At 65.2% G+C, this 18,626-nt stretch carries 15 protein-coding genes; 14 read left to right on the top strand and 1 reads right to left on the bottom strand.

Annotation, left to right across the window (positions count from 1 at the left end; genetic code table 11):
* Positions 1-48 precede the first annotated feature (48 nt).
* The 9 genes from GA566_RS18375 (at position 49) to GA566_RS18335 (ending at position 11,190) form a co-directional block, all read left to right on the top strand.
* Complete coding sequence (locus GA566_RS18375; RefSeq protein WP_137923489.1) at positions 49-336, top strand: hypothetical protein; 288 nt, start codon at positions 49-51, stop codon at positions 334-336.
* Entirely contained in the window at positions 333-1,940 is a 1,608-nt protein-coding gene (locus GA566_RS18370; RefSeq protein ID WP_160473618.1) for a PepSY domain-containing protein, read from the top strand. Before GA566_RS18375 ends, GA566_RS18370 begins: the two co-directional genes overlap by 4 nt.
* A complete protein-coding gene (locus GA566_RS18365; protein WP_160473617.1) occupies positions 1,937-2,284 on the top strand; it encodes a DUF3325 domain-containing protein in 348 nt (115 codons plus the stop codon). Before GA566_RS18370 ends, GA566_RS18365 begins: the two co-directional genes overlap by 4 nt.
* A 49-nt stretch (positions 2,285-2,333) precedes the next feature.
* On the top strand, positions 2,334-3,524 hold the full coding sequence (locus tag GA566_RS18360) for an efflux RND transporter periplasmic adaptor subunit (RefSeq protein WP_160473616.1): 1,191 nt from the start codon (positions 2,334-2,336) through the stop codon (positions 3,522-3,524).
* Positions 3,521-5,512 carry a MacB family efflux pump subunit gene (locus GA566_RS18355; RefSeq protein WP_370459323.1) on the top strand — a complete coding sequence of 664 codons (1,992 nt, stop codon included), beginning with the start codon at positions 3,521-3,523 and terminating at the stop codon, positions 5,510-5,512. The genes GA566_RS18360 and GA566_RS18355 overlap by 4 nt, the downstream gene beginning before the upstream one ends.
* A 6-nt stretch (positions 5,513-5,518) precedes the next feature.
* On the top strand, positions 5,519-6,904 hold the full coding sequence (locus GA566_RS18350; protein WP_237380465.1) for an efflux transporter outer membrane subunit: 1,386 nt from the start codon (positions 5,519-5,521) through the stop codon (positions 6,902-6,904).
* Between the two features lie 139 nt (positions 6,905-7,043).
* Entirely contained in the window at positions 7,044-7,562 is a 519-nt protein-coding gene (locus tag GA566_RS18345; RefSeq protein WP_160473615.1) for a sigma-70 family RNA polymerase sigma factor, read from the top strand.
* Positions 7,563-7,566: 4 nt separating this feature from the next.
* Positions 7,567-8,559, top strand: a complete 993-nt coding sequence (locus GA566_RS18340; RefSeq protein WP_160473614.1) for a FecR domain-containing protein — start codon at positions 7,567-7,569, stop codon at positions 8,557-8,559.
* 123 nt (positions 8,560-8,682) lie between these two features.
* A complete protein-coding gene (locus GA566_RS18335; RefSeq protein ID WP_160473613.1) occupies positions 8,683-11,190 on the top strand; it encodes a TonB-dependent receptor in 2,508 nt (835 codons plus the stop codon).
* A 95-nt stretch (positions 11,191-11,285) separates the two neighbouring features.
* On the opposite strand, the gene GA566_RS18330 is transcribed toward GA566_RS18335, so the two are convergent.
* Positions 11,286-12,425: a citrate/2-methylcitrate synthase gene (locus GA566_RS18330; protein WP_160473612.1), complete on the bottom strand. Its 1,140-nt coding sequence runs from the start codon at positions 12,423-12,425 to the stop codon at positions 11,286-11,288.
* Between the two features lie 118 nt (positions 12,426-12,543).
* On the opposite strand from GA566_RS18330, the gene GA566_RS18325 reads away from it, so the two are divergent.
* From GA566_RS18325 to GA566_RS18305, 5 genes are all read left to right on the top strand, one after another.
* Complete coding sequence (locus tag GA566_RS18325) at positions 12,544-13,497, top strand: 2-hydroxyacid dehydrogenase (protein ID WP_160473611.1); 954 nt, start codon at positions 12,544-12,546, stop codon at positions 13,495-13,497.
* Between the two features lie 28 nt (positions 13,498-13,525).
* On the top strand, positions 13,526-14,212 hold the full coding sequence (locus GA566_RS18320) for a fumarylacetoacetate hydrolase family protein (RefSeq protein WP_160473610.1): 687 nt from the start codon (positions 13,526-13,528) through the stop codon (positions 14,210-14,212).
* Positions 14,213-14,252: 40 nt separating this feature from the next.
* Complete coding sequence (locus tag GA566_RS18315) at positions 14,253-15,011, top strand: SDR family oxidoreductase (protein ID WP_137923499.1); 759 nt, start codon at positions 14,253-14,255, stop codon at positions 15,009-15,011.
* 98 nt (positions 15,012-15,109) lie between these two features.
* Positions 15,110-16,087 carry a tripartite tricarboxylate transporter substrate binding protein gene (locus GA566_RS18310; protein ID WP_137923500.1) on the top strand — a complete coding sequence of 326 codons (978 nt, stop codon included), beginning with the start codon at positions 15,110-15,112 and terminating at the stop codon, positions 16,085-16,087.
* 261 nt (positions 16,088-16,348) lie between these two features.
* Positions 16,349-18,469: a LamG-like jellyroll fold domain-containing protein gene (locus GA566_RS18305; RefSeq protein WP_137923501.1), complete on the top strand. Its 2,121-nt coding sequence runs from the start codon at positions 16,349-16,351 to the stop codon at positions 18,467-18,469.
* Positions 18,470-18,626: the final 157 nt, after the last annotated feature.

Raw genomic sequence — 18,626 nt, 5'->3', positions numbered from 1 at the left:
ATGTAAGGTGAGACCCGTCATATCGACGGGTGCCGCCTGACTCCCGCGATGACGTCCAACCCTGCGTTCCCTGTCATTTCCAGACTATTTTCCGCTGTATTCGGCGGCTATCTGCTGGCTTCGTCGATTATCGTTGCCTCCGCCGCGCTGCTACCCGGCCAACGCGCCAGTGCCGTGATGGCGTCGAGCTTGTCGAGCTACGCTATCTACACCGCAGCGGTGATCTGGGCCTTCGCCGCCCGCACCACGCGCGGCGCCTGGTTCGGCGTGCTGGCCCCATCGGTATTGGTGCTGGCTGTTGCCGCCGTGGCCTGGATCGCGCGGGGGCTGGCATGACCGGCGGCTTCCGCCAGCGCATGGCGTGGCTGCATACGTGGGTCGGACTCTGGATGGGCTGGCTGCTGTTCGCCGTATTCCTGACCGGCGCCCTGAGCGTGTTCTACGAACCGATCACGCACTGGATGCAGCCCGAGCGCCAGACGGTGGCACGCCCTGCCGTCGATATCCCGCGCGCGCTGGCCAATGCCCAGCGCCTGTTGGCACTCAACGCCGCCGATGCCGGGCACTGGCAGATCGAGTTGCCGGGCGACGAGGACTACGCCGTTCACCTGCACTACGATGGCCAGCGTGGCCCCGAGATCCGCATGGACCCGGAGTCGGGCGCACTGTTGCCGCCCGCCCGGGATACGGCAGGCGGACGCCACTTCATCACCTTCCACTACGAGCTGCACAGCGGCATGGTGGGCGTCTGGATCGTCGCCTTCTTCACGATGGCGCTGCTCGTGGCGCTGGTCAGCGGCATCGTCACGCACAAGCGCTTCTTTGCGGACTTCTTCACGTTCCGGCCGCGCAAGGGGCAGCGTTCGTGGCTCGACGCCCATAACGCGCTAGGCGTGCTGGTGCTGCCCTTCCTGTTCGTGATCTCGTACACGGGCCTGATCATCTGGTGGCCAGACACGATGCCGGCCGGCGTGCGCATGTTCTATACCGACCAGCGCGCCCTGTTCGACGAAATGGGTGGCGCGCACTTCCGAGAAGCCGCGTCAAGATCCGCAGGCACGCGGACAGGTGCGCTGCCGAATCTGCCGGCGATGTTCGCGGACGCGCAAGCCAGGCTCTCGCGTGACAGCCAGGGCAACGACAGCATCGAGCGCGTATCGATCACGCACCCGGGCCATGCCAATGCCGAAGTGGAGTTCAGCGGCCCCTACCACTACGACGGCATCGACTTTGCCGCCGCGCGCCACTATCACTACGACGCCGCCACCGGCGCCTTCCGCTCCGCCGAATTCGACGACGAGATGGTGGGCAACGGCGACGCGCCAGCGCCGCTGATCGCCGGCTCCGTACTGCGATCGCTGCATCTGGCGCGCTTCGGCGGCACGATGGTGGACTGGCTCTACTTCCTGAGCGGCCTGGCGGGTGCGGGCGTGATGGCCACCGGCCTGCTGCTGTTCTCGGTCAAGCGGCGCAATCGCAAACTCGAAGAATTCGGCCGCCACAGCGCACGCGTCTACGACGCCATCGATCGCCTGAACGTGGCCGCCGTGGCCAGCCTGTGCATCGCGTGCATCGGCTTCCTGTGGGCCAACCGTCTTCTGCCGGTATCGCTCGACGAGCGCCACGAATGGGAGATCGGCGCGTTCTTCGCGATCTGGCTGGCCGCCGCGCTCCATGCAGCGGTCACGCCGCCCGCGCGCGCGTGGCGGCTCCAGCTAGGCGGCGCGGGCCTGCTCTGCGTGGCCTTGCCCGTACTGAACGCGATCACCACGCCGTGGCACCTCGGACGCTATCTCTATCACGGCGACTGGCGCGCTGCGGGCGTGGAACTCGGTGCGCTGGCATGCGGCGCAGCGCTGCTGTGGACCGCCACGTATCTGCGCCATCGCCTCGGTACGGGCGCGTCCGCACCTCGTCTCGCCACCGGAGGCCGCCGATGAGCGCCAATACCCTTCACATCGTCAGCGTACTCGGTGGCGCCGTGGCCGGCACGATCTGCTTCGCGCTGGCCATGGACCGCCATTTCGAGCGCGTATATGGGCAGCCTGCGTCCGACACCACCGTGCGCGGTCTGCGTCTGGCCGCGTGGGCCTGTCTTGCCGCGCTGCTGGTGCCCTGCGTGCAGGGATGGGGCCTGAGCATCGGGATCATCGTATGGGTGAGCAGCGTGTCCCTCGGCGCGCTCGCCGCTACCTCGCTACTCACGTGGACGCCGCGCCTGGTTCCGCTCACTGGCGCCGTGGCGGCGGCGCTGGGCTGTGGCGGATGGCTGCTTGCCGCCTGAACTTCCTGTCCGAACTTGCTGCCCGAACTTGCCGCCTGAGCTACCCATCATGCAGAACATCAGAACCTCCCGTAAGACCGTCCGCCTTGCCTTCGGCGCGGCATTGTTGCTGGCAGCGGCCGGCGCGCTCGCGTGGTGGCAGAACGGCCAACGCACCAGCTACGACACCGCCACCATCGCCAAGGGCACCGTCACGCAAAGCGTCACCGCCATCGGCACGCTGCATCCGCTGAGTTATGTCGATGTGGGCGCGCAGGTCTCCGGCCAGATCACGCAACTGCACGTCAAGGTGGGCGATCAGGTCAAGAAAGGCCAGTTGCTGGCCGAGATCGATCCCAGCGTGCCGCGCGCCACGGTGGATGCAGGCCGCGCCGAGCTTGCAGGACTCAAGGCACAACTCGCAGAACAGCAGGCGCTGCACTGGCTGGCCACGCAGCAGGATACGCGCCAGCGCAGCCTGGCCAGCCACGACGCCACGCGCGAGGAAGACGTGCAGACCGCCACGGCCAATATGCGCGCCACCGCCGCACGCATCGACCGCCTGCGCGCGCAGATCGAGCAGACACAATCCACGCTGAACGGCGACATTGCGCGGCTGGGCTATACGCGCATCTACGCGCCGATGTCGGGCACGGTGGTCACGCTGGAAGCGCGTCTCGGCCAGACCCTCAACGCCACCTATCAGACACCCACGCTGCTGCGCGTGGCGGATCTGTCCACGATGACCGTCTGGACCGAGGTCTCCGAGGCCGATGTGCGCCGCGTGCGGCCCGGCATGCGCGCACGATTCAACACGCTGGGCGCCAGCACGCGCAAATGGGAAAGCACGGTGCGCCAAGTGTTGCCCGCCCCGCCGCTCACCGCCACACCGGCCGCTTCCACGCAGACCTCGCAACCCGCCACGCCGGCCAGCAAGGTGGTGCTCTACACGGCCCTGTTCGATGTGGACAATGCCGACGACGCGCTGATGCCGCAGATGACTGCGCAGGTATCGTTCGTCGTCAACGAAGCGCGCGACGTGCCCGTGGCGCCGATGGTGGCGCTGCGTCCTGTCACCGGCAAGGAAGACACCTTCACCGCGCGCGTCATGGATGCCAGCGGACGCACACAGGAGCGCACCGTGCGCGTGGGCGTGCGCGATCGCCTGAACGGGCAGGTCATTGATGGCCTTCGCGAAGGCGACAAGGTCGTGGTACGCGAGCGCCAGCCCGACGACGACATGCCGGGGTTCCGCCTGTGACCGAATCTGTGACCGATACCGATTCCACGCCCCTGCTGTCGCTGCGCGGCCTGCGCAAGCACTATGGCGGGCACGATGGCGCGCCGGCCACCGAAGTGCTGCGCGGCGTGTCGCTCGATATCCATGCCGGCGAGTTCGTCGCCATTGTCGGCAGCTCCGGCTCGGGCAAGTCCACGCTGATGCATCTGCTCGGCGCGCTGGACCGTCCTTCTTCCGGCACATATCAGGTAGCTGGCCGCGATGTGGCTGCACTCGACGCGGACCAGCTTGCGTGGTTGCGGCGCGAGGCATTCGGCTTCGTGTTCCAGGGCTATCACCTGATCGCGACGGAATCCGCACGCGAAAACGTGGAAATTCCCGCGCTCTACGCAGGAACGCCCGCATCCGAACGCGAGGCCCGCGCCACGGCGCTGCTCGCCCGGCTCGGGCTGGGACAGCGGCTCGATCATCGTCCGGGCCAGTTATCTGGCGGACAGCAACAGCGGGTGTCGATTGCCCGCGCGCTGATGAACGGCGGCCGCATCATCCTGGCCGACGAGCCAACGGGCGCACTCGACTCGCACAGCAGTGCCGAGGTGATGCAGTTGCTCGTGGAGTTGGCCGATGCCGGCCACACCGTCATCCTGATCACGCACGACCGCGAAATCGCCGCGCGGGCGCGCCGCGTGATCGAAATCCGCGACGGCGAGATCATCGCGGACACCGGCCCCGCGCCCGTGGCCGACACCGCTGCACGCGCGGCCGATGCATGGCCGCCGCTATTCGGCGCATCGAACCATCCCGATACGCGCTTTACCGGGTTGGTAGGCGACCTGCACGAAGCCCTGCGCGCGGCGTGGCGCGTGCTATGGATCAACCCGTTCCGCACGGGCCTGACGCTGCTCGGCATCATCATCGGCGTGGCGTCCGTGATCGTGATGCTGGCGGTGGGTAGCGGTTCGCAGTTCCAGGTCATGAAGAAAATGGCGGTGTTCGGCGCCAACAAGATGTACGTGGCGGCCACACCGGCCACGAGCCGCGACCGCACCGGGCCACTGTCGCTGGCCGATGTGGAGACCATGCGCGAGATACCGAATGTCGATATCGCCATGCCGTATCTCGAAGGCTTCGCCATCGCGCGTCGCGGCAATATCGACCATCGCACCGAGGTGGGCGGCGTGACCACGCAGTTCGAGGCCGCACTTGACTGGCCCCTGGCCGCAGGCGTGTTCTTCGATGACGAAGACGAACGCACGCTGGCCAAGGTGGCAATCATCGGCAAGCGCGTACGCACAGCGCTGTTCGAGGACGGCACCGATCCGGTAGGCCAGACCATCCTGCTGGACAGCGTGCCCTTCCAGGTCATTGGCGTGCTGCAGGAGAAAGGCGCGCTGGCTGGCAACGCCGACGAGGACGACCGCGTGGTGGTGCCCTATTCCACGGCCAGCGCGCGCATCTTCGGCACGCCATATCCCACGTGGGTGGCCGTGGCCATTCGCAAGCTCCAGCTTGCCAAGCAGACCGAAGACGCGATCATCGACGCCATGGCCGTGCAGCGCGGCCAGCGCGATGTGCGCGTCTATAACCGTGCGGAATCGATCCGCGCCAGCGCGGAGACCGAACGCACGATGACGATGATGCTCGGACTGATCGCCGCGATCTCGCTGCTCGTTGGCGGCATCGGCGTCATGAACGTGATGCTGATGACGGTGCGCGAACGCACGCGCGAGATTGGCATCCGCATGGCCACCGGTGCGCGCCAGCGCGACATCCTGCGCCAGTTCATGACCGAGGCCGTGGTGGTCTCCGTCATCGGTGGCGTGGTCGGCGTGGTGGGCGGCACACTGGTCGGCATCGCGCTACGACTGGCGGGCATTCCGGCCATCCTTTCCCTGACGGCCATCCTCGGCGCGTTCGGCTGCGCCGTGGCCACGGGACTCCTGTTTGGCTACATGCCGGCCCGCAATGCCGCACGGTTGGACCCCGTGCAGGCACTCAACAGCGATTGAAGATTGATGATGATGTTCCTGCGCAAGACGGCGGCAATGGCCGCGCTCCTCTCGGCAGTATCGGGCTGTGCCACGCAGGCTGCCGATCCTGCTCCGCTACCCGTCACCCTGCCTGACGCCTGGCGCTTTGGTGCGGCAGGCGGACGCGATGCACTCAGCGCCGCGTGGTGGCAATCGCTCGGCAGCCCTGAACTCGATGGCTTTGTGCAGCAGGCCCTGGCCGACAATCCCGGACTCGCCGCCGCCGAAGCGCGCCTGCGACAGGCACGCGCGGGCGTGGTCATCGCTGCCGCGCCGCTGTGGCCGGAGCTCAATGCCAATGCCGATGCCGGCCGCAACTACTATCGCTCCGATGCCGTGGGCACCACGTCCAATGATTTCCGGCTGGGGCTGGCGGCCAGCTATGAAGTGGATCTCTGGGGCGGCGTGCGCGCGGGTCGCACTGCCGCGCTGGAAACATGGCGTGCCAGCGGCTTCGACCGCGACGCCACGCATCTGGCGCTGACCAGTGAAGTGGCACTGGCATGGCTGCAAACCGCGAGCCTGCGCGAACGCGTGGTGATCGCCCAGCGTCTGACGGAAAACGCGCAGCGTGTGCTCGGTATCGTCGAAGCGCGCCGCGCTGCGGGACAAGCCACGTTGCTCGAACTCGCGCAGCAGCGTGGCTTCGTGGCGCGTCAGGCGCGTTCGGAAGCGCTGTTGCGGCAGCGCGCCAACGACAGCCTCGTGGCACTGGCCACGCTGCTGGGCCGTCCCGTCACGCAGATCGAGATGCAAACCGCATCGCTGAATGGTCTGCGCGCGCCGCTCGTCTCGCCGGACCTGCCTGTCACCTTGATGGCTCGCCGTCCCGACCTGGCGGCTGCCGAAGCACGGCTGGCCTCGGCGCAGGCCGATATCGCCGTGGCCCGTGCGCTGATGTTGCCGCGCCTGACATTGACGGCCAGCGCGTCCGGTTCTGCGGATCGTCCGCGCATGATGTTCGACCAGCCGGCCTACGCACTCGCCGCTGGCCTGCTCGCGCCGATCTTCAACGCCGGCCGGCTGTCGGCGGGCAAGGATCGGGCCGAAGCTCGCCGCGAGGAACTGCTCGCCGATTACCGGGGTGCCATCGTCGCCGCCACGGCCGACGTGGAACTGGCGCTCAATACGATCGACGGGGTCGCCGCACAGCGCGAGAAGCAGGACGAGGAACTGAGGCAGGCACAGCGCGCGTTCGTGCTGGCCGAGCATCGCTACCGCGCCGGAGCCGAAACCTTGCTGACGCTGCTCGACACCCAGCGCACGCTGCACGATGCCGAGGATGCCGCTGCAACGTTGCGTCTGTCCGCGCTGCAGGCATCCGTGCTGCTGTACAAGGCACTTGGCGGCGGATGGCAGCGTCCGGTCTGAAGCAACAAGACAAACATGGCGTCTGTCACCTGCTTACGACACCGGCTGCACGGCGCTTGTGGCATCGGAACGATGGAATTAGAATGCAAATAATTCTCAATTACGACAGGCGCCTGACGCCGGTATCGTTACGTGCGCCATGGCCTTGGCTGACCTCAGCGCCGCATCCGCGGGGCATGCTTTCACATCGATCTACCGCAATCACCACAGCTGGCTGGTGAACATGCTCTGGCGCAAGCTCGGCAATGTGGACAATGCGGCAGATCTCGCGCAGGACACCTTCGCGCGTCTGCTGCTCGCGAACGATGCCTCGGCGCTGCGCGAACCGCGCGCCTATCTGACTACCGTATCGAGCCGCCTGGCCGCCCATCATTTCCGGCGGCTCGCGCTCGAACGTGCCTACCTGGATGCGCTGGCGCTGCAACCGGAAGCCACTGCCCCATCCCCCGAGACCCGTGCGCTGGTCCTCGAAGCGCTGACCGCCGTGAGTTGCGTGCTCGACCAGTTGCCGGCGCGCACGCGCGACGCCTTCCTGATGTCGCAACTCGATGGCATGACCTATCGCGAAATTGCCGAAGTGCTCGACGTCACGGTCAACGTGGTGCAGAAGGCGATGGGCAAGGCATTCGAACACTGCTATCACGCGGTGTACGGCTGAGCGGATGAACGCACCCGCCCCCACCGTTATCGCCCAGGCCTCGCACTGGATGGCCGTACTGCAGTCGGGCGAAGCCTCCGCAGACGATGAAGCCGCTTGCGCGCGCTGGCGCGAAGCCGATCCGGCGCACGAACTTGCGTGGCAACGCATGTCAGGCATGGGTGAGCAGCTTCGCAGCGGACTTCGGCACGTACCGCCTGAGATGGCACGCCAGACACTGGACACTGTAAAGAACCAGGCCTCGCGCCGTCAGGCCATGAAGGCGCTGGCCGGACTCGGCACGCTGACGTTGACGGGTGCCGGGGCGTGGATAGTGGCAGACCCGCTGCCGTTCGGCCAGATGACCGCCGATCACGCTACGCGCGCCGGGGAACAGCGCACTGTCACGTTGGCGGATGGCACACGCGTGACGCTCAACACCGCCACCGCAATCGATGTCCGCTTCAGCGCCACGCAGCGCCAGCTTGTGCTGCGCGAAGGCGAGATCGAAATCGTCACTGCGCACGATCCGCGTGGGCGTCCGTTCGAAGTGGCCACCCGGCTCGGCCGCATCGCGCCGCTTGGCACCCGCTTCACGGTGCGCGATGTCAACCAGGACGCGGGCCAGTCGCACGACAATCCCGTGCTGGTGGCCGTGACCGAAGGTGCGGTAGCCATATCGCCCAAACTCGGTGGCATCACGCTGCGCCTGCCAGCCGGTCAGCAGACGCGCTTCACGGCGACTGCCGTGGAGCCTCCGGCAGCGTTCGATCCCGCCAACGCCGCATGGCTCGACGACATGATCGTCGCCAGCGACATGCCATTGCCGCGCTTTATCGCCGAACTGGGACGCTATCGCCGTGGCATCTTGCGCTGCGATCCCGCGCTGTCCGACCTCACGGTATCGGGCGCGTTTCCGCTGCAGGATACCGACGCAGTGCTCGCGCTGCTGCAGGAAGCGTTGCCCGTGCGCACGCGTTCGGTGACGCGGTATTGGGTCACGGTGCTGCCGCGCTAGGCGGCGTTCAAGAATTTTTCATTTTCTTCGGCAGGTTTCTTCGATTCGCGGGTCAAGTACATAGCGACCTCTCTGCGGAGCCACGCAGGTCGCCGACACCCAAACACAGAGGAACACTGCACCATGCTTCATCGACTTCCCGGCCACGGATTTGCCCGCAAGCCGATCGTGCGCGCCTTGCAGGCGGCATTGCTGGCCATGCCCGTTGGCGGCGCGGCGCTCCTGCCCGCCGTGGCAATGGCCCAGGACGCCCAGCCGAGCGCCCGTTCGTACGCCATCGAGGCGGGTCCGCTGGACAAGACGCTGACACGCTTCGGCCGGGAAGCCGGCATCCTGATCGCTGTCGATCCCGCGCTCACGCAGGGCCTGCAAAGCGGCGGGCTGCAGGGCAGCTATTCCGTCGATGCCGGTTTGTCCGCGTTGCTGGCTGGACATCGACTGGAGGCCGTGCATGGCGCCAGCGGCGGCTATCGCCTGCGCCGCACGGAAGCCGCAAGCGGTGCCGTGGATGCCAGTGCGGGTGCGGGGTCCGGCGAAGGTGGCGTGATGCTCGCGCCCGTGACGGTCAGCGCGGCGGGATTACGCGACGGCGTGACCGAGGGCACCGGCTCCTACACCAGCGACTATTCCAGCACCGCTACGCGGCTCGGTCTCTCGCCGCGCGAAACGCCGCAGTCCATCAGCATCATCACCAGCCAGCAGATGCAGGACCAGGGCCTCACGCAACTGGCCGATGTGGTCGCGCAAACGCCCGGCCTGACCATCAACCAGAGCGGCAACCTGGGTTCGGATTCGAGCGCCATTTATTCGCGCGGCTTTGCCGTCGAGAACTATCAGATCGATGGCGTGCCGCAACTGAACAGCAACTACAACTCGCTGTTCCAGTCGGCCGACATGGCCATCTACGATCACGTGGAAGTGGTGCGCGGCGCCACGGGACTGATGAACGGCCTGGGCTCGCCCGCCGCTACCATCAACCTCGTACGCAAGAAGCCCACGTCGACATTCGAAGCATCCGCTTCGGTGGAAGGCGGATCATGGGACTACCGCCGCGCCGAGGCCGACGTCTCCACGCCGCTGAACAAGTCCGGCTCCGTACGCGGCCGATTTGTTGCCGCGTATCAGGAGAACAACAGCTATATCGAGCGCCTGCACGAACGTCGCGAAATTTTCTATGGCGTAGTGGAAGCCGACCTGACACCGCGCACGCTGGCCACAGTGGGCTTCTCCTGGCAGAGCTTCGACCTGACCGGCCACGCACGCTCCGGACTGCCGCTGTTCTTTGCCGATGGCGGCACGACCAACTGGGCACGCTCCAAATCGGCTGCTGCGGACTGGGCTTACTCGTACCGCTCGAACCAGACGTTCTTTGGCTCGCTCGAACATCGCTTCACGAATGGGTGGCGTATCAAGGGCACGCTGAGCCACGACCGCAACACCTTTGACGAAGTGCTCGGCTACGCAGCCGGCGGCTATCCGGACCGCGCCACGGGCTCCGGTGTCAACCTGTGGGCGTCGCGCTGGATGGGCAAACCCGAACAGACCTCGCTCGACCTCTACGCCACGGGTCCGTTCCAGTTGTTCGGCCGCACGCATGAACTGGTGGTGGGGACGACGCTGGCGCGTACCGTGTTTGCTGCGCCGACGTTCGGCGCGTGGTTCTTCGATGACTGGAGCAGCGCGGTACCGAACATCTATACGTGGAATGGCACGGACCCGGCCGCTCCGTACAACCCGCGCCAGGGCACCTATGACTTCTTCGAACAGACGGCCAGCGCCTACGCCACGGCGCGTCTGCGTCCGACCGATTCGCTGTCGGTGCTGCTGGGTACGCGGATCACTTCGTGGAAGAACGATACGACCCAGTCGTACCTCGACGGCTCGCCGTCGGAAAACAGCAACCGCTCCGAGCGCGGCAAGATCACGCCGTACGTAGGTATCGTCTACGACTTCAACAAGAACTTCTCCGCCTACGCCAGCTACACGAGCATCTTCAAGCCGCAGTCGAACCGCGACGTCAACGGCGGCTTCCTCGATCCGCTCGTCGGCAATGGCTACGAAGTCGGCACGAAGGCCAGCTTCTTCGACGGCGCACTGAACGCCAGCGCCGCCGCGTACCTGGTCAAGCAGGACAACCTGGCCGTGGCATTGCCGGGCGTGCTGGCACCGGACGGCTCGCAAGCCTATTACGGGGCATCGGGCGCCAAGACCAAGGGCTATGAGTTGGAACTGTCGGGCCGCCTTGCCACCGACTGGCAAGCGTCCGCCGGCTTCACGCGCAACATCTCGTCAGACCGCGACGGCGCACCGCTGAACACCACGATTCCGCAAGACTCGTTCAAGCTGTTCACCACCTACCGCATCGCCGCCATCGGCAATGGCCTGACGGTGGGTGGCGGCCTGCGCTGGCAGAGCAGCATCTACGCCAACAACCAGGGCCCGCAGAAGGTGCGATTCACGCAAGGCAGCTACTCCATCGTCGACCTGATGGCGCGCTATCCGATCACCAAGAAGGTGGCCGTCACGCTGAACCTGTACAACCTGTTCGACAAGAACTACTACACCAGCACCGGCTCGGCGTTTTATGGTGCGCCGCGTAGTTTCAGGCTGGGGTTGACGGCGAGTTATTGATAGCGCGAACCTGCAGGCTTGCCCCCGCTGCAGGTTTGCTCCCCTCTCCCATGAAGTGGGAGAGGGGAGCAAAACCCCCTCCTCGCATTACTCATTCACCGCTCCGGCATCACCCCCACATACCGTCCTCTCGGTCGTATCACCTGCGCCACGCCCAACTGTTCCAGGCTATGTGCCAGCAGCCCCACGCTTCGCGCCGTGGCAAACAGTGCGAACGCCGCGTCATCCGGTAATCCGTAGTGCGTGACCAGCGCGGCCAGTGCCACGTCGATATTGGGTTGCAGGCCCGTCAGGCCGCTGGCTTTCTCGATAAAGCGCGCAATGTTTTCAGGCAAATCGATCATCGCCAGTAACGCCGTGGCGCGTGGATCGCCATCCGGATAGAGGTGATGGCCGAAGCCGGCCAGTGGTACGCCGGTGGACAGGTGATGCGCGATCACGTGATCCTCGCCCTGCCGCTCCACCTCGTCGAACAATGCCTTGACCCGCCCTGAGGCATCGCCGTGCAGCGGCCCCGACAGCGTGGTCATGCCCGACAACAAGCACGCCGGGAGCGAGGCACCCGTAGACGCCGCGATGCGCGATGCAAACGCTGAACTCGTCAGTTCGTGATCGACGAGCAGCACCATGGCCGTCCGCAGGAGTTCGGCCACTTTCGCCGGTTGCTTCCAGCCTTGCGCGAATCGCAGATGCAGCGGCTGCGCGACCTTTGCCGCGCCGAATGCATTGGCGATCTTCCCCACCAGACCCTGCGCCTCCTGATGCAGCACCCGCGTCATGCGGCCATGGGTCGAATGTCCCGTCGCGGCGAGGCCCGCGAGCATCGTGAACGCAGCGACGCGTCCCGGCGTAGTGACGCGATCCCCGCACGAGAAATCCACGGGCTGCCCCGCGCTCCACAACAGTTGCGCCGCCTCTTCCACGCTGGCCGTCTTTGCCAGCGCCACTGCATCCTGCCCCCGGTAGTAGAGCCGCTCACGCAGGAAGGTCGATATTGAGGTGGGAATGCTCGGCTCCGCGCCAAACAGCGTATTGGTTGCCAGCGTCTCGTGCTTGCGGCCCGCCTGCTTGCGCCTGGCGAGCCCCGCCACATCCTCCGCACGATACAGGCTGCGGCGGGAATCAGATGGATCGGACATCACTTCGAGCTTGCCGCGACTCACATACGCATAGATGGTCTGCGGGCGCACACCCAGGCGGCTGCATACCTCATCCATCGAAATCCAGGAACTCATCCCATCACTCGCCAAAAAAAAGTTATGTTGATTTTATAGATCAATATTGCGTCATAAATCAAGTCATCACTACTATGTCCCTCAACGTGCAAGACGCCACGATCCACACGAGAGAGACATGAAGCCCCAGGTACTGCAGCTCAATCCCATCCTCATCCCGGCCGCCAACGAACAACTGGCCGCGCGCTATACCGTCCACAAGTTTTTCGAGATCGCCGATCAGGCAGCGTGGCTGCGCGAGCATGGCAGCGCCGTCGAAGCCGTGATCACGGGCGGCCATACGGGTATCCAGCGGGCCATGCTCGAACAATTGCCTGCCCTGAAGGTGGTGGCGGTCAACGGCGTGGGCACCGATGCGGTGGACCTGGCGTACTGCCGCGAGCGCGGTCTGCCGGTGACTGCCACATTGGGCGCGCTGACCGAGGACGTGGCCGATCTGGCCATCGGCCTGCTGATTGCCGCGTGCCGCAACATCGCAGCGGGCGATCGATTCGTGCGCGACGGTCAGTGGGAACTGCATCCTCAACCGAGCGCGATTCCGTTGGCGCGCCGCTTCAGCGGCATGAACATCGGCATCGTCGGCATGGGGCGTGTGGGCCGTGCAGTGGCCACACGCGCTGCAGCCTTTGGCTGCCCGATCCGCTACACCGACCTGCGTCGCATGGACGATCTCTCGTACGAATTCGTGGCCGACCTGCGCGAGCTGGCGCGTGCCAGCGACGCACTCGTACTATGCGCTGCCGCCGACAAGGCCGAAGGCATCGTCGATGCCGCCGTGCTCGATGCACTGGGTCCGCAAGGCTTCCTCGTCAACGTGGCACGTGGACGACTGGTCAATGAAACCGATCTGGTGGCAGCCATCGAAGGTGGCCGCATCGCCGGTGCCGGTCTCGATGTGTTCGTGGACGAACCGCGCGTACCGCAGACGCTGCGCGACTCCGACCGCACCACGCTGCAGGCGCACCGCGCCAGCGCCACGTGGGAAACACGCGGCGCCATGGCGCAGATGGTGCTCGACAGCGTGGCGCAGGCGCTTGCGGGCGAGCGTCCGGCCATGAGCCTGACCACTTGATACGTTGACGCGCACGGCACACATCAACATGACCGACTTCGTGTTTCCGCCCGCCGCACAGCCCTGGCTTCCCGTGGCCGATAGCACTGCGCGCTTTCCGCTGGCGCGCGTCTTTTGCATCGGCCGCAACTACCGCTGGCAGCCCGACGAACCCGCACCCACGGCAATGCCTGCGTGGTTCATGAAACCGGCCACGGCCATCGTGCCCGCGCAAGGCACGCTGCCCTATCCGCCCGAGACGACATCGTTCTGCCACGAGGTGGAACTTGTCGTCGCGATTGGCGAGGGCGGACGCGACATCGATCCTTCGCACGTGGAAGCCCGCCATATCTGGGGCTACGCCGTGGGGCTCGACATGACGCGGCGCGACCTGCAGCTCGAAGCCAAGCAAGTTGGCGGCCCATGGGAGCCTTCGAAGGCATTCGATGCTTCGGCGCCCTGCACCCCCATCGTGCCTGCCGCCGTCTGCGGCCATCCGCGCGAGCGGACGATCCGGCTCGCGGTCAATGGCGTGGAGCGTCAGCGCGGCGATGTGTCGGGACTGCTGTTCCCGATACCCGAACTCGTGGCAATGCTGTCGCGCTCCGTGACGTTGATGCCCGGCGATCTGATCTTCACGGGTACGCCATCGGGCGTGGCCGCGCTGGAACCCGGCGACGTGATCACCGCCTGCGTGGCAGGTATCGGCGACCTGTCGATGACGGTGGGCCACTGACAACCTTGCAGAACATCCAGAACAAATACAGGAGACACCCTTGAACACCCCTCGCAAGATCGCACTCGTTACCGGCGCCGGAAGCGGCGTTGGCAAGCTCACCGCGCTGGCCCTGCTCGACGATGGATGGACCGTGGTATTGGCGGGCCGTCGCGCGGAACCGCTGCAGGCACTGGTGGCCGATGCCGCCACGCGCGGCCAGACCGCCATGGCTGTGCCCGCCGATGTCACGAATCCCGAGAGCGTGCAGGCACTGTTCGACACCATCGAACGCGAATTCGGACGGCTCGACATGGTGTTCAACAACGCCGGTGTCAACGCACCCGCCGTGCCCATCGACGAACTGCCGCTGGAAAAATGGTTCAGCGTCATCGACACCAACGTCACCGGCGTCTTCCTGTGCGCACGCGCCGCGTTCGGCCTGATGCGCCGGCAATCGCCACAAGGTGGCCGCATCATCAACAACGGATCGATCTCGGCCCATGTGCCGCGTCCGTTCACGTCACCCTACACCGCAAGCAAGCACGCCGTGAGCGGCATCACCAAGGCGCTGGCGCTCGATGGCCGCGCGTTCAACATCGTCGCCAGCCAGATCGACATCGGCAACGCATTGACGGAGTTGTCCGAGCGCATGACGCGCGGTGTGCTGCAAGCCAATGGCACGACAGCACCGGAACCGATGATGGATGCACGCCATGTCGCAAACGCCGTGCGCCACATGGCATCGCTGCCGCTCGATGCCAATGTGCTGACCATGACCGTCATGGCGAGCCACATGCCTTACGTCGGACGCGGCTGACGCACCGCACCCCTATTCATGCGCATCGGGTGAGCCCGATGCGCAGACCAGAGTTGACACAAGTTGACCAGAACACCAGTACGCAATCGGAGACAACCATGCGAATCCTTCCCCTCATCAAGACCCTGGCCCTGCCCGCCGCACTGTGCATGGCCGCTGGCATCGCGTCAGCACAAGGCAGCTATCCCACCCGCCCCGTCACGATCATCGTGCCCGCACCGGCAGGCGGCGGCATCGACCTCGTTGCGCGCGTGGTAGCCGAGAAGCTGACGACGAAAATGGGCCAGCCGTTCGTGGTGGATAACCGCCCCGGCGCATCGAACAACCTGGGCACTGCACTGCTCGCCAATGCCAAGCCCGATGGGTACACCATCGGCATCGTCGGCGGCAGCCACAACATCAACAAGTTCCTGTTCAAGAATCTGGGCTGGGACCCGCAGAAGAGCTTCGAGCCGATTGTCTACACGCACGAGATTCCGCTCGTGTTCGCGGTCTACAACAAGCTGCCCGCCAAGACGCTGCCCGAACTGGTCACGTGGATGAAGGCCAATCCAAATGAGGCCAAGGTCGCCACGTCGGGCCGTGGCAGCGCACAGGAAATGGCCGCCGAGATGTTCCACATGGTCAGCGGCGCGCCCACGCTGCTGGTGCCGTACAAGGGTTCGTCCGCCGCGCATCCCGACCTGATCGCGGGGCGCACCGTGCTCTACATCGACACCATCAGCGCCATTCAGGAACAGGTACGCGCCGGACACGTACGCGCCGTGGCCGTTTCCACGCGCAATCGTTCCAAGACGCTGCCGAACGTTCCGACCGCCGAAGAGCAGGGTCTCAAGGGCTACGATGCCAACACCAACGGCGGCTTCCTCGCACCGGCCGGTACACCGAAGGACATCGTCGCGAAGCTGAACACCGAGATCAATGCGGCGCTGAAGCTGCCTGAAGTTCGCGCGAAGCTGGAGTCTGCCGGGATCGAGGTACAGGGCGGCACGCCGCAGCAGTACGCAGCGCTGATTCAATCGGACCTGAACAAGTGGGGGAAGGTTGTGAAGGAGGCGAATATTCAGCCGGAGTGATATTCGTACTCCGATTGTTTGCTCCCCTCTCCCGCCTTGCGGGAGAGGGGCGGGGGAGAGGGCCAGCAGTTCAAATTTCGACAAGTCGGCAAGCAGAACCTCCTGCCCTCTCCCCTAACCCCTCTCCCGCTCGCGGGAGAGGGGAAACAAACACAAGCAAACCGAAAGCCCACCGCAACCAAACCTTCACATTCCAATCAACACCCTGTCACGCAAGCCACACAGAATCTTCGGTTTTCGTGGGTCAACAGGGAAGTTGAAATGCAAAGCAAGACAACGGGGAAGCAGCACGCCGCCATCGATACCGCAACGCTCGAAGGCATTCCGGACCGGCAGCGCCGTCTGCTGCTGAGGGCGGGTCTGGGCTTGTCACTCGGCGGCTCGGCACTGCTGGCTGCGTGTGGCGGCGGTGACGATGCGGCACCGGGTACGCCGGCCACCACGCCGGGTACGACCCCGGGCGGCACTGCACCCAATGGCAAGGTATCGAGCTTCGCCTTGGCCGTGCTGCCGGACACCCAGTTCTATTCGCGCTACGCCACCACCGACGAGAACCTGCAGTTCCAGCGTAAATACGGCTCCACGCCGTTCCTCGCGCAGACCAAGTGGATCACGCAGAACGCTTCTGCCCTGCGTATCCCGTTCACGATTCACCTGGGCGATGTGGTAGACCAGCAGTCCAAGCCGTTGCAATGGCAGATTGCCGACGAAGCCATGGAAGTCATGGAGGCGGCTCGCGCGCCGTACTCGATCCTGGCCGGCAACCACGACGTGATCTCCGATGTGGACTACGTCAACGCTGGCAGCCAGGCATCGAACACCGATGCACAGCGCAACCTCGCCAACGAGCCGTACCTGAAGACCTTCCCGACCACGCGCGCGCAGCGTCAGGCTACCTTCGGCGGCCGCGATCCGTCGGGCTTCCACGAGTATCACTTCTTCGAAGTGGACGGCAACCGCTTCATGGTGCTGTCGATGTCGTGGCGCGCCTCCGATGCGGCCATCACGTGGGCACGCAATGTGTTGAAGCGTTACCCGAAAGTCCCGGTGATCCTGTCCACGCACCAGTTGCTCAACATTGGTCCGGATGGCGTCAGCCCGCTGGAAGTGCCCTATGGCCTGATGCTCTGGGACAAGCTCATCAAGGACAACGACCAGATCTTCATGACGCTGAACGGCCACTACCACGGCGCGGCGCATCTCACGAAGACCAACGACTTCGGCAACCCCGTCGAGGAAATGGTGGTGGACTACCAGATGGCGTACATGGGCGGCAACGGCCTGATGCGTCTCTACGAATTCGATCTCACCCACAACAAGATCAAGGTGATCTCGTTCTCGCCGTGGGTGCCGCAGAAGCCTACCGAGACGCTCAACGAGTTCGACGTGGCAGTGCTGACGGACAAGAACCAGCAGTTCGAGATCGACTTCGATTTCCGCAAGCGCTTCGCACGCTTCAACCCCGACTTCACCACCCCGACTGCCGGCAACGATCCGATCAACGATCGCGCCAAGGCCGCCATCCTGGCCAACTACACGGAGCCCAGCACAACGGACAAGAAAGCGCCTGCGGATAGCAGCGATTACCCGCTTGTGGCATCCACCGTGGCGCACTGGCGCTTCTTCGGCGGCACGGATGGTGCAGCAGTGCCGGTGGGGCAGGTCATCAACGACGAGACGGGTGCCAATCCGATCTCGCGTGAAGCCCTGGCAAACGGCGGCACGGCCCAGTTGGGCGACATGACGTGGTCCAACGACCACCATTACCTGTCGGCGGCGCCGGGCAGCGTGAAGTTTGCCAACTCGACGAACTCACCCAAGCGGATGAGCTTCTTCGCCACGCAGACCACTGCGGCGCTCAACGCGCAGACCTTCGACAACGGCTACACGATCGAAGCCTTCATCAAGGTGCCCGCTTCGTGGACAGCCGGCAACAACGCGTGGATGAACATCATGGAGCGCGAAGGCCGGCGCGGTGATATCGCCGGCTCCGTCAGCGGCGATGGCGACGAAAGCCCGCTGATCTTCGCGATTTCCAGCCTGCGCGAAGTGCAGTGGGAAGTCACGCCCAGCACGGCAGGCACCAGGAACGCTGCGGCAAGCTGGTCCGGCGAGATCATTGCCGAGAAATGGGTACACGTGGCCGTGGTCAACGATCCCGCGACCAACGAGACCGTGATGTACGTGGAAGGTGCGCCCGTGCTGCGCAATACGTCGAACACGCGCGGCATTGCCACCGTCAGCGCCGCAAGCCGCTTCCTGATTGGCGGTGGTGTCTACAACAACGTGACGTCGAATGGCTTCCTCGGCCAGATCGGTGAAGTGCGCATGTGCACCGAGCCGCTGGCGTCGAACCAGTGGCTGACGGCACGCCGCGCCTGATCCACCGATAGTCCGTCGTACCGACCCCGGCCTGGCGCCGGGGTTTTTTGTTGCCGATGCATCGCCATGCATGCGGCAGACGCGCAAAACCCCGGCGTTCCGGAAATGTCGGCACAACGGCGCGCCGTAGAGTGGTTCCTATCAAACATCGGATCAT

It is taken from the genome of Cupriavidus sp. SW-Y-13, from assembly GCF_009793345.1.
Classification (GTDB): domain Bacteria; phylum Pseudomonadota; class Gammaproteobacteria; order Burkholderiales; family Burkholderiaceae; genus Cupriavidus.
Note: the sequence above shows the minus strand (reverse complement) of the source record. Positions and strands in the feature narration are given on the sequence as shown.

What these genes read in the sequence shown, in the direction of transcription:
- GA566_RS18375 (WP_137923489.1), top strand. Translation starts at nt 49, where the DNA reads ATGACGTCCAACCCTGCGTTCCCTGTCATTTCCAGACTATTTTCCGCT.
- GA566_RS18350 (WP_237380465.1), top strand. Translation starts at nt 5,519, where the DNA reads ATGATGATGTTCCTGCGCAAGACGGCGGCAATGGCCGCGCTCCTCTCG.
- GA566_RS18330 (WP_160473612.1), bottom strand. Translation starts at nt 12,425, where the DNA reads ATGAGTTCCTGGATTTCGATGGATGAGGTATGCAGCCGCCTGGGTGTG.
- GA566_RS18360 (WP_160473616.1), top strand. Translation starts at nt 2,334, where the DNA reads ATGCAGAACATCAGAACCTCCCGTAAGACCGTCCGCCTTGCCTTCGGC.
- GA566_RS18310 (WP_137923500.1), top strand. Translation starts at nt 15,110, where the DNA reads ATGCGAATCCTTCCCCTCATCAAGACCCTGGCCCTGCCCGCCGCACTG.
- GA566_RS18365 (WP_160473617.1), top strand. Translation starts at nt 1,937, where the DNA reads ATGAGCGCCAATACCCTTCACATCGTCAGCGTACTCGGTGGCGCCGTG.
- GA566_RS18340 (WP_160473614.1), top strand. Translation starts at nt 7,567, where the DNA reads ATGAACGCACCCGCCCCCACCGTTATCGCCCAGGCCTCGCACTGGATG.
- GA566_RS18370 (WP_160473618.1), top strand. Translation starts at nt 333, where the DNA reads ATGACCGGCGGCTTCCGCCAGCGCATGGCGTGGCTGCATACGTGGGTC.
- GA566_RS18335 (WP_160473613.1), top strand. Translation starts at nt 8,683, where the DNA reads ATGCTTCATCGACTTCCCGGCCACGGATTTGCCCGCAAGCCGATCGTG.
- GA566_RS18320 (WP_160473610.1), top strand. Translation starts at nt 13,526, where the DNA reads ATGACCGACTTCGTGTTTCCGCCCGCCGCACAGCCCTGGCTTCCCGTG.
- GA566_RS18325 (WP_160473611.1), top strand. Translation starts at nt 12,544, where the DNA reads ATGAAGCCCCAGGTACTGCAGCTCAATCCCATCCTCATCCCGGCCGCC.
- GA566_RS18305 (WP_137923501.1), top strand. Translation starts at nt 16,349, where the DNA reads ATGCAAAGCAAGACAACGGGGAAGCAGCACGCCGCCATCGATACCGCA.
- GA566_RS18345 (WP_160473615.1), top strand. Translation starts at nt 7,044, where the DNA reads ATGGCCTTGGCTGACCTCAGCGCCGCATCCGCGGGGCATGCTTTCACA.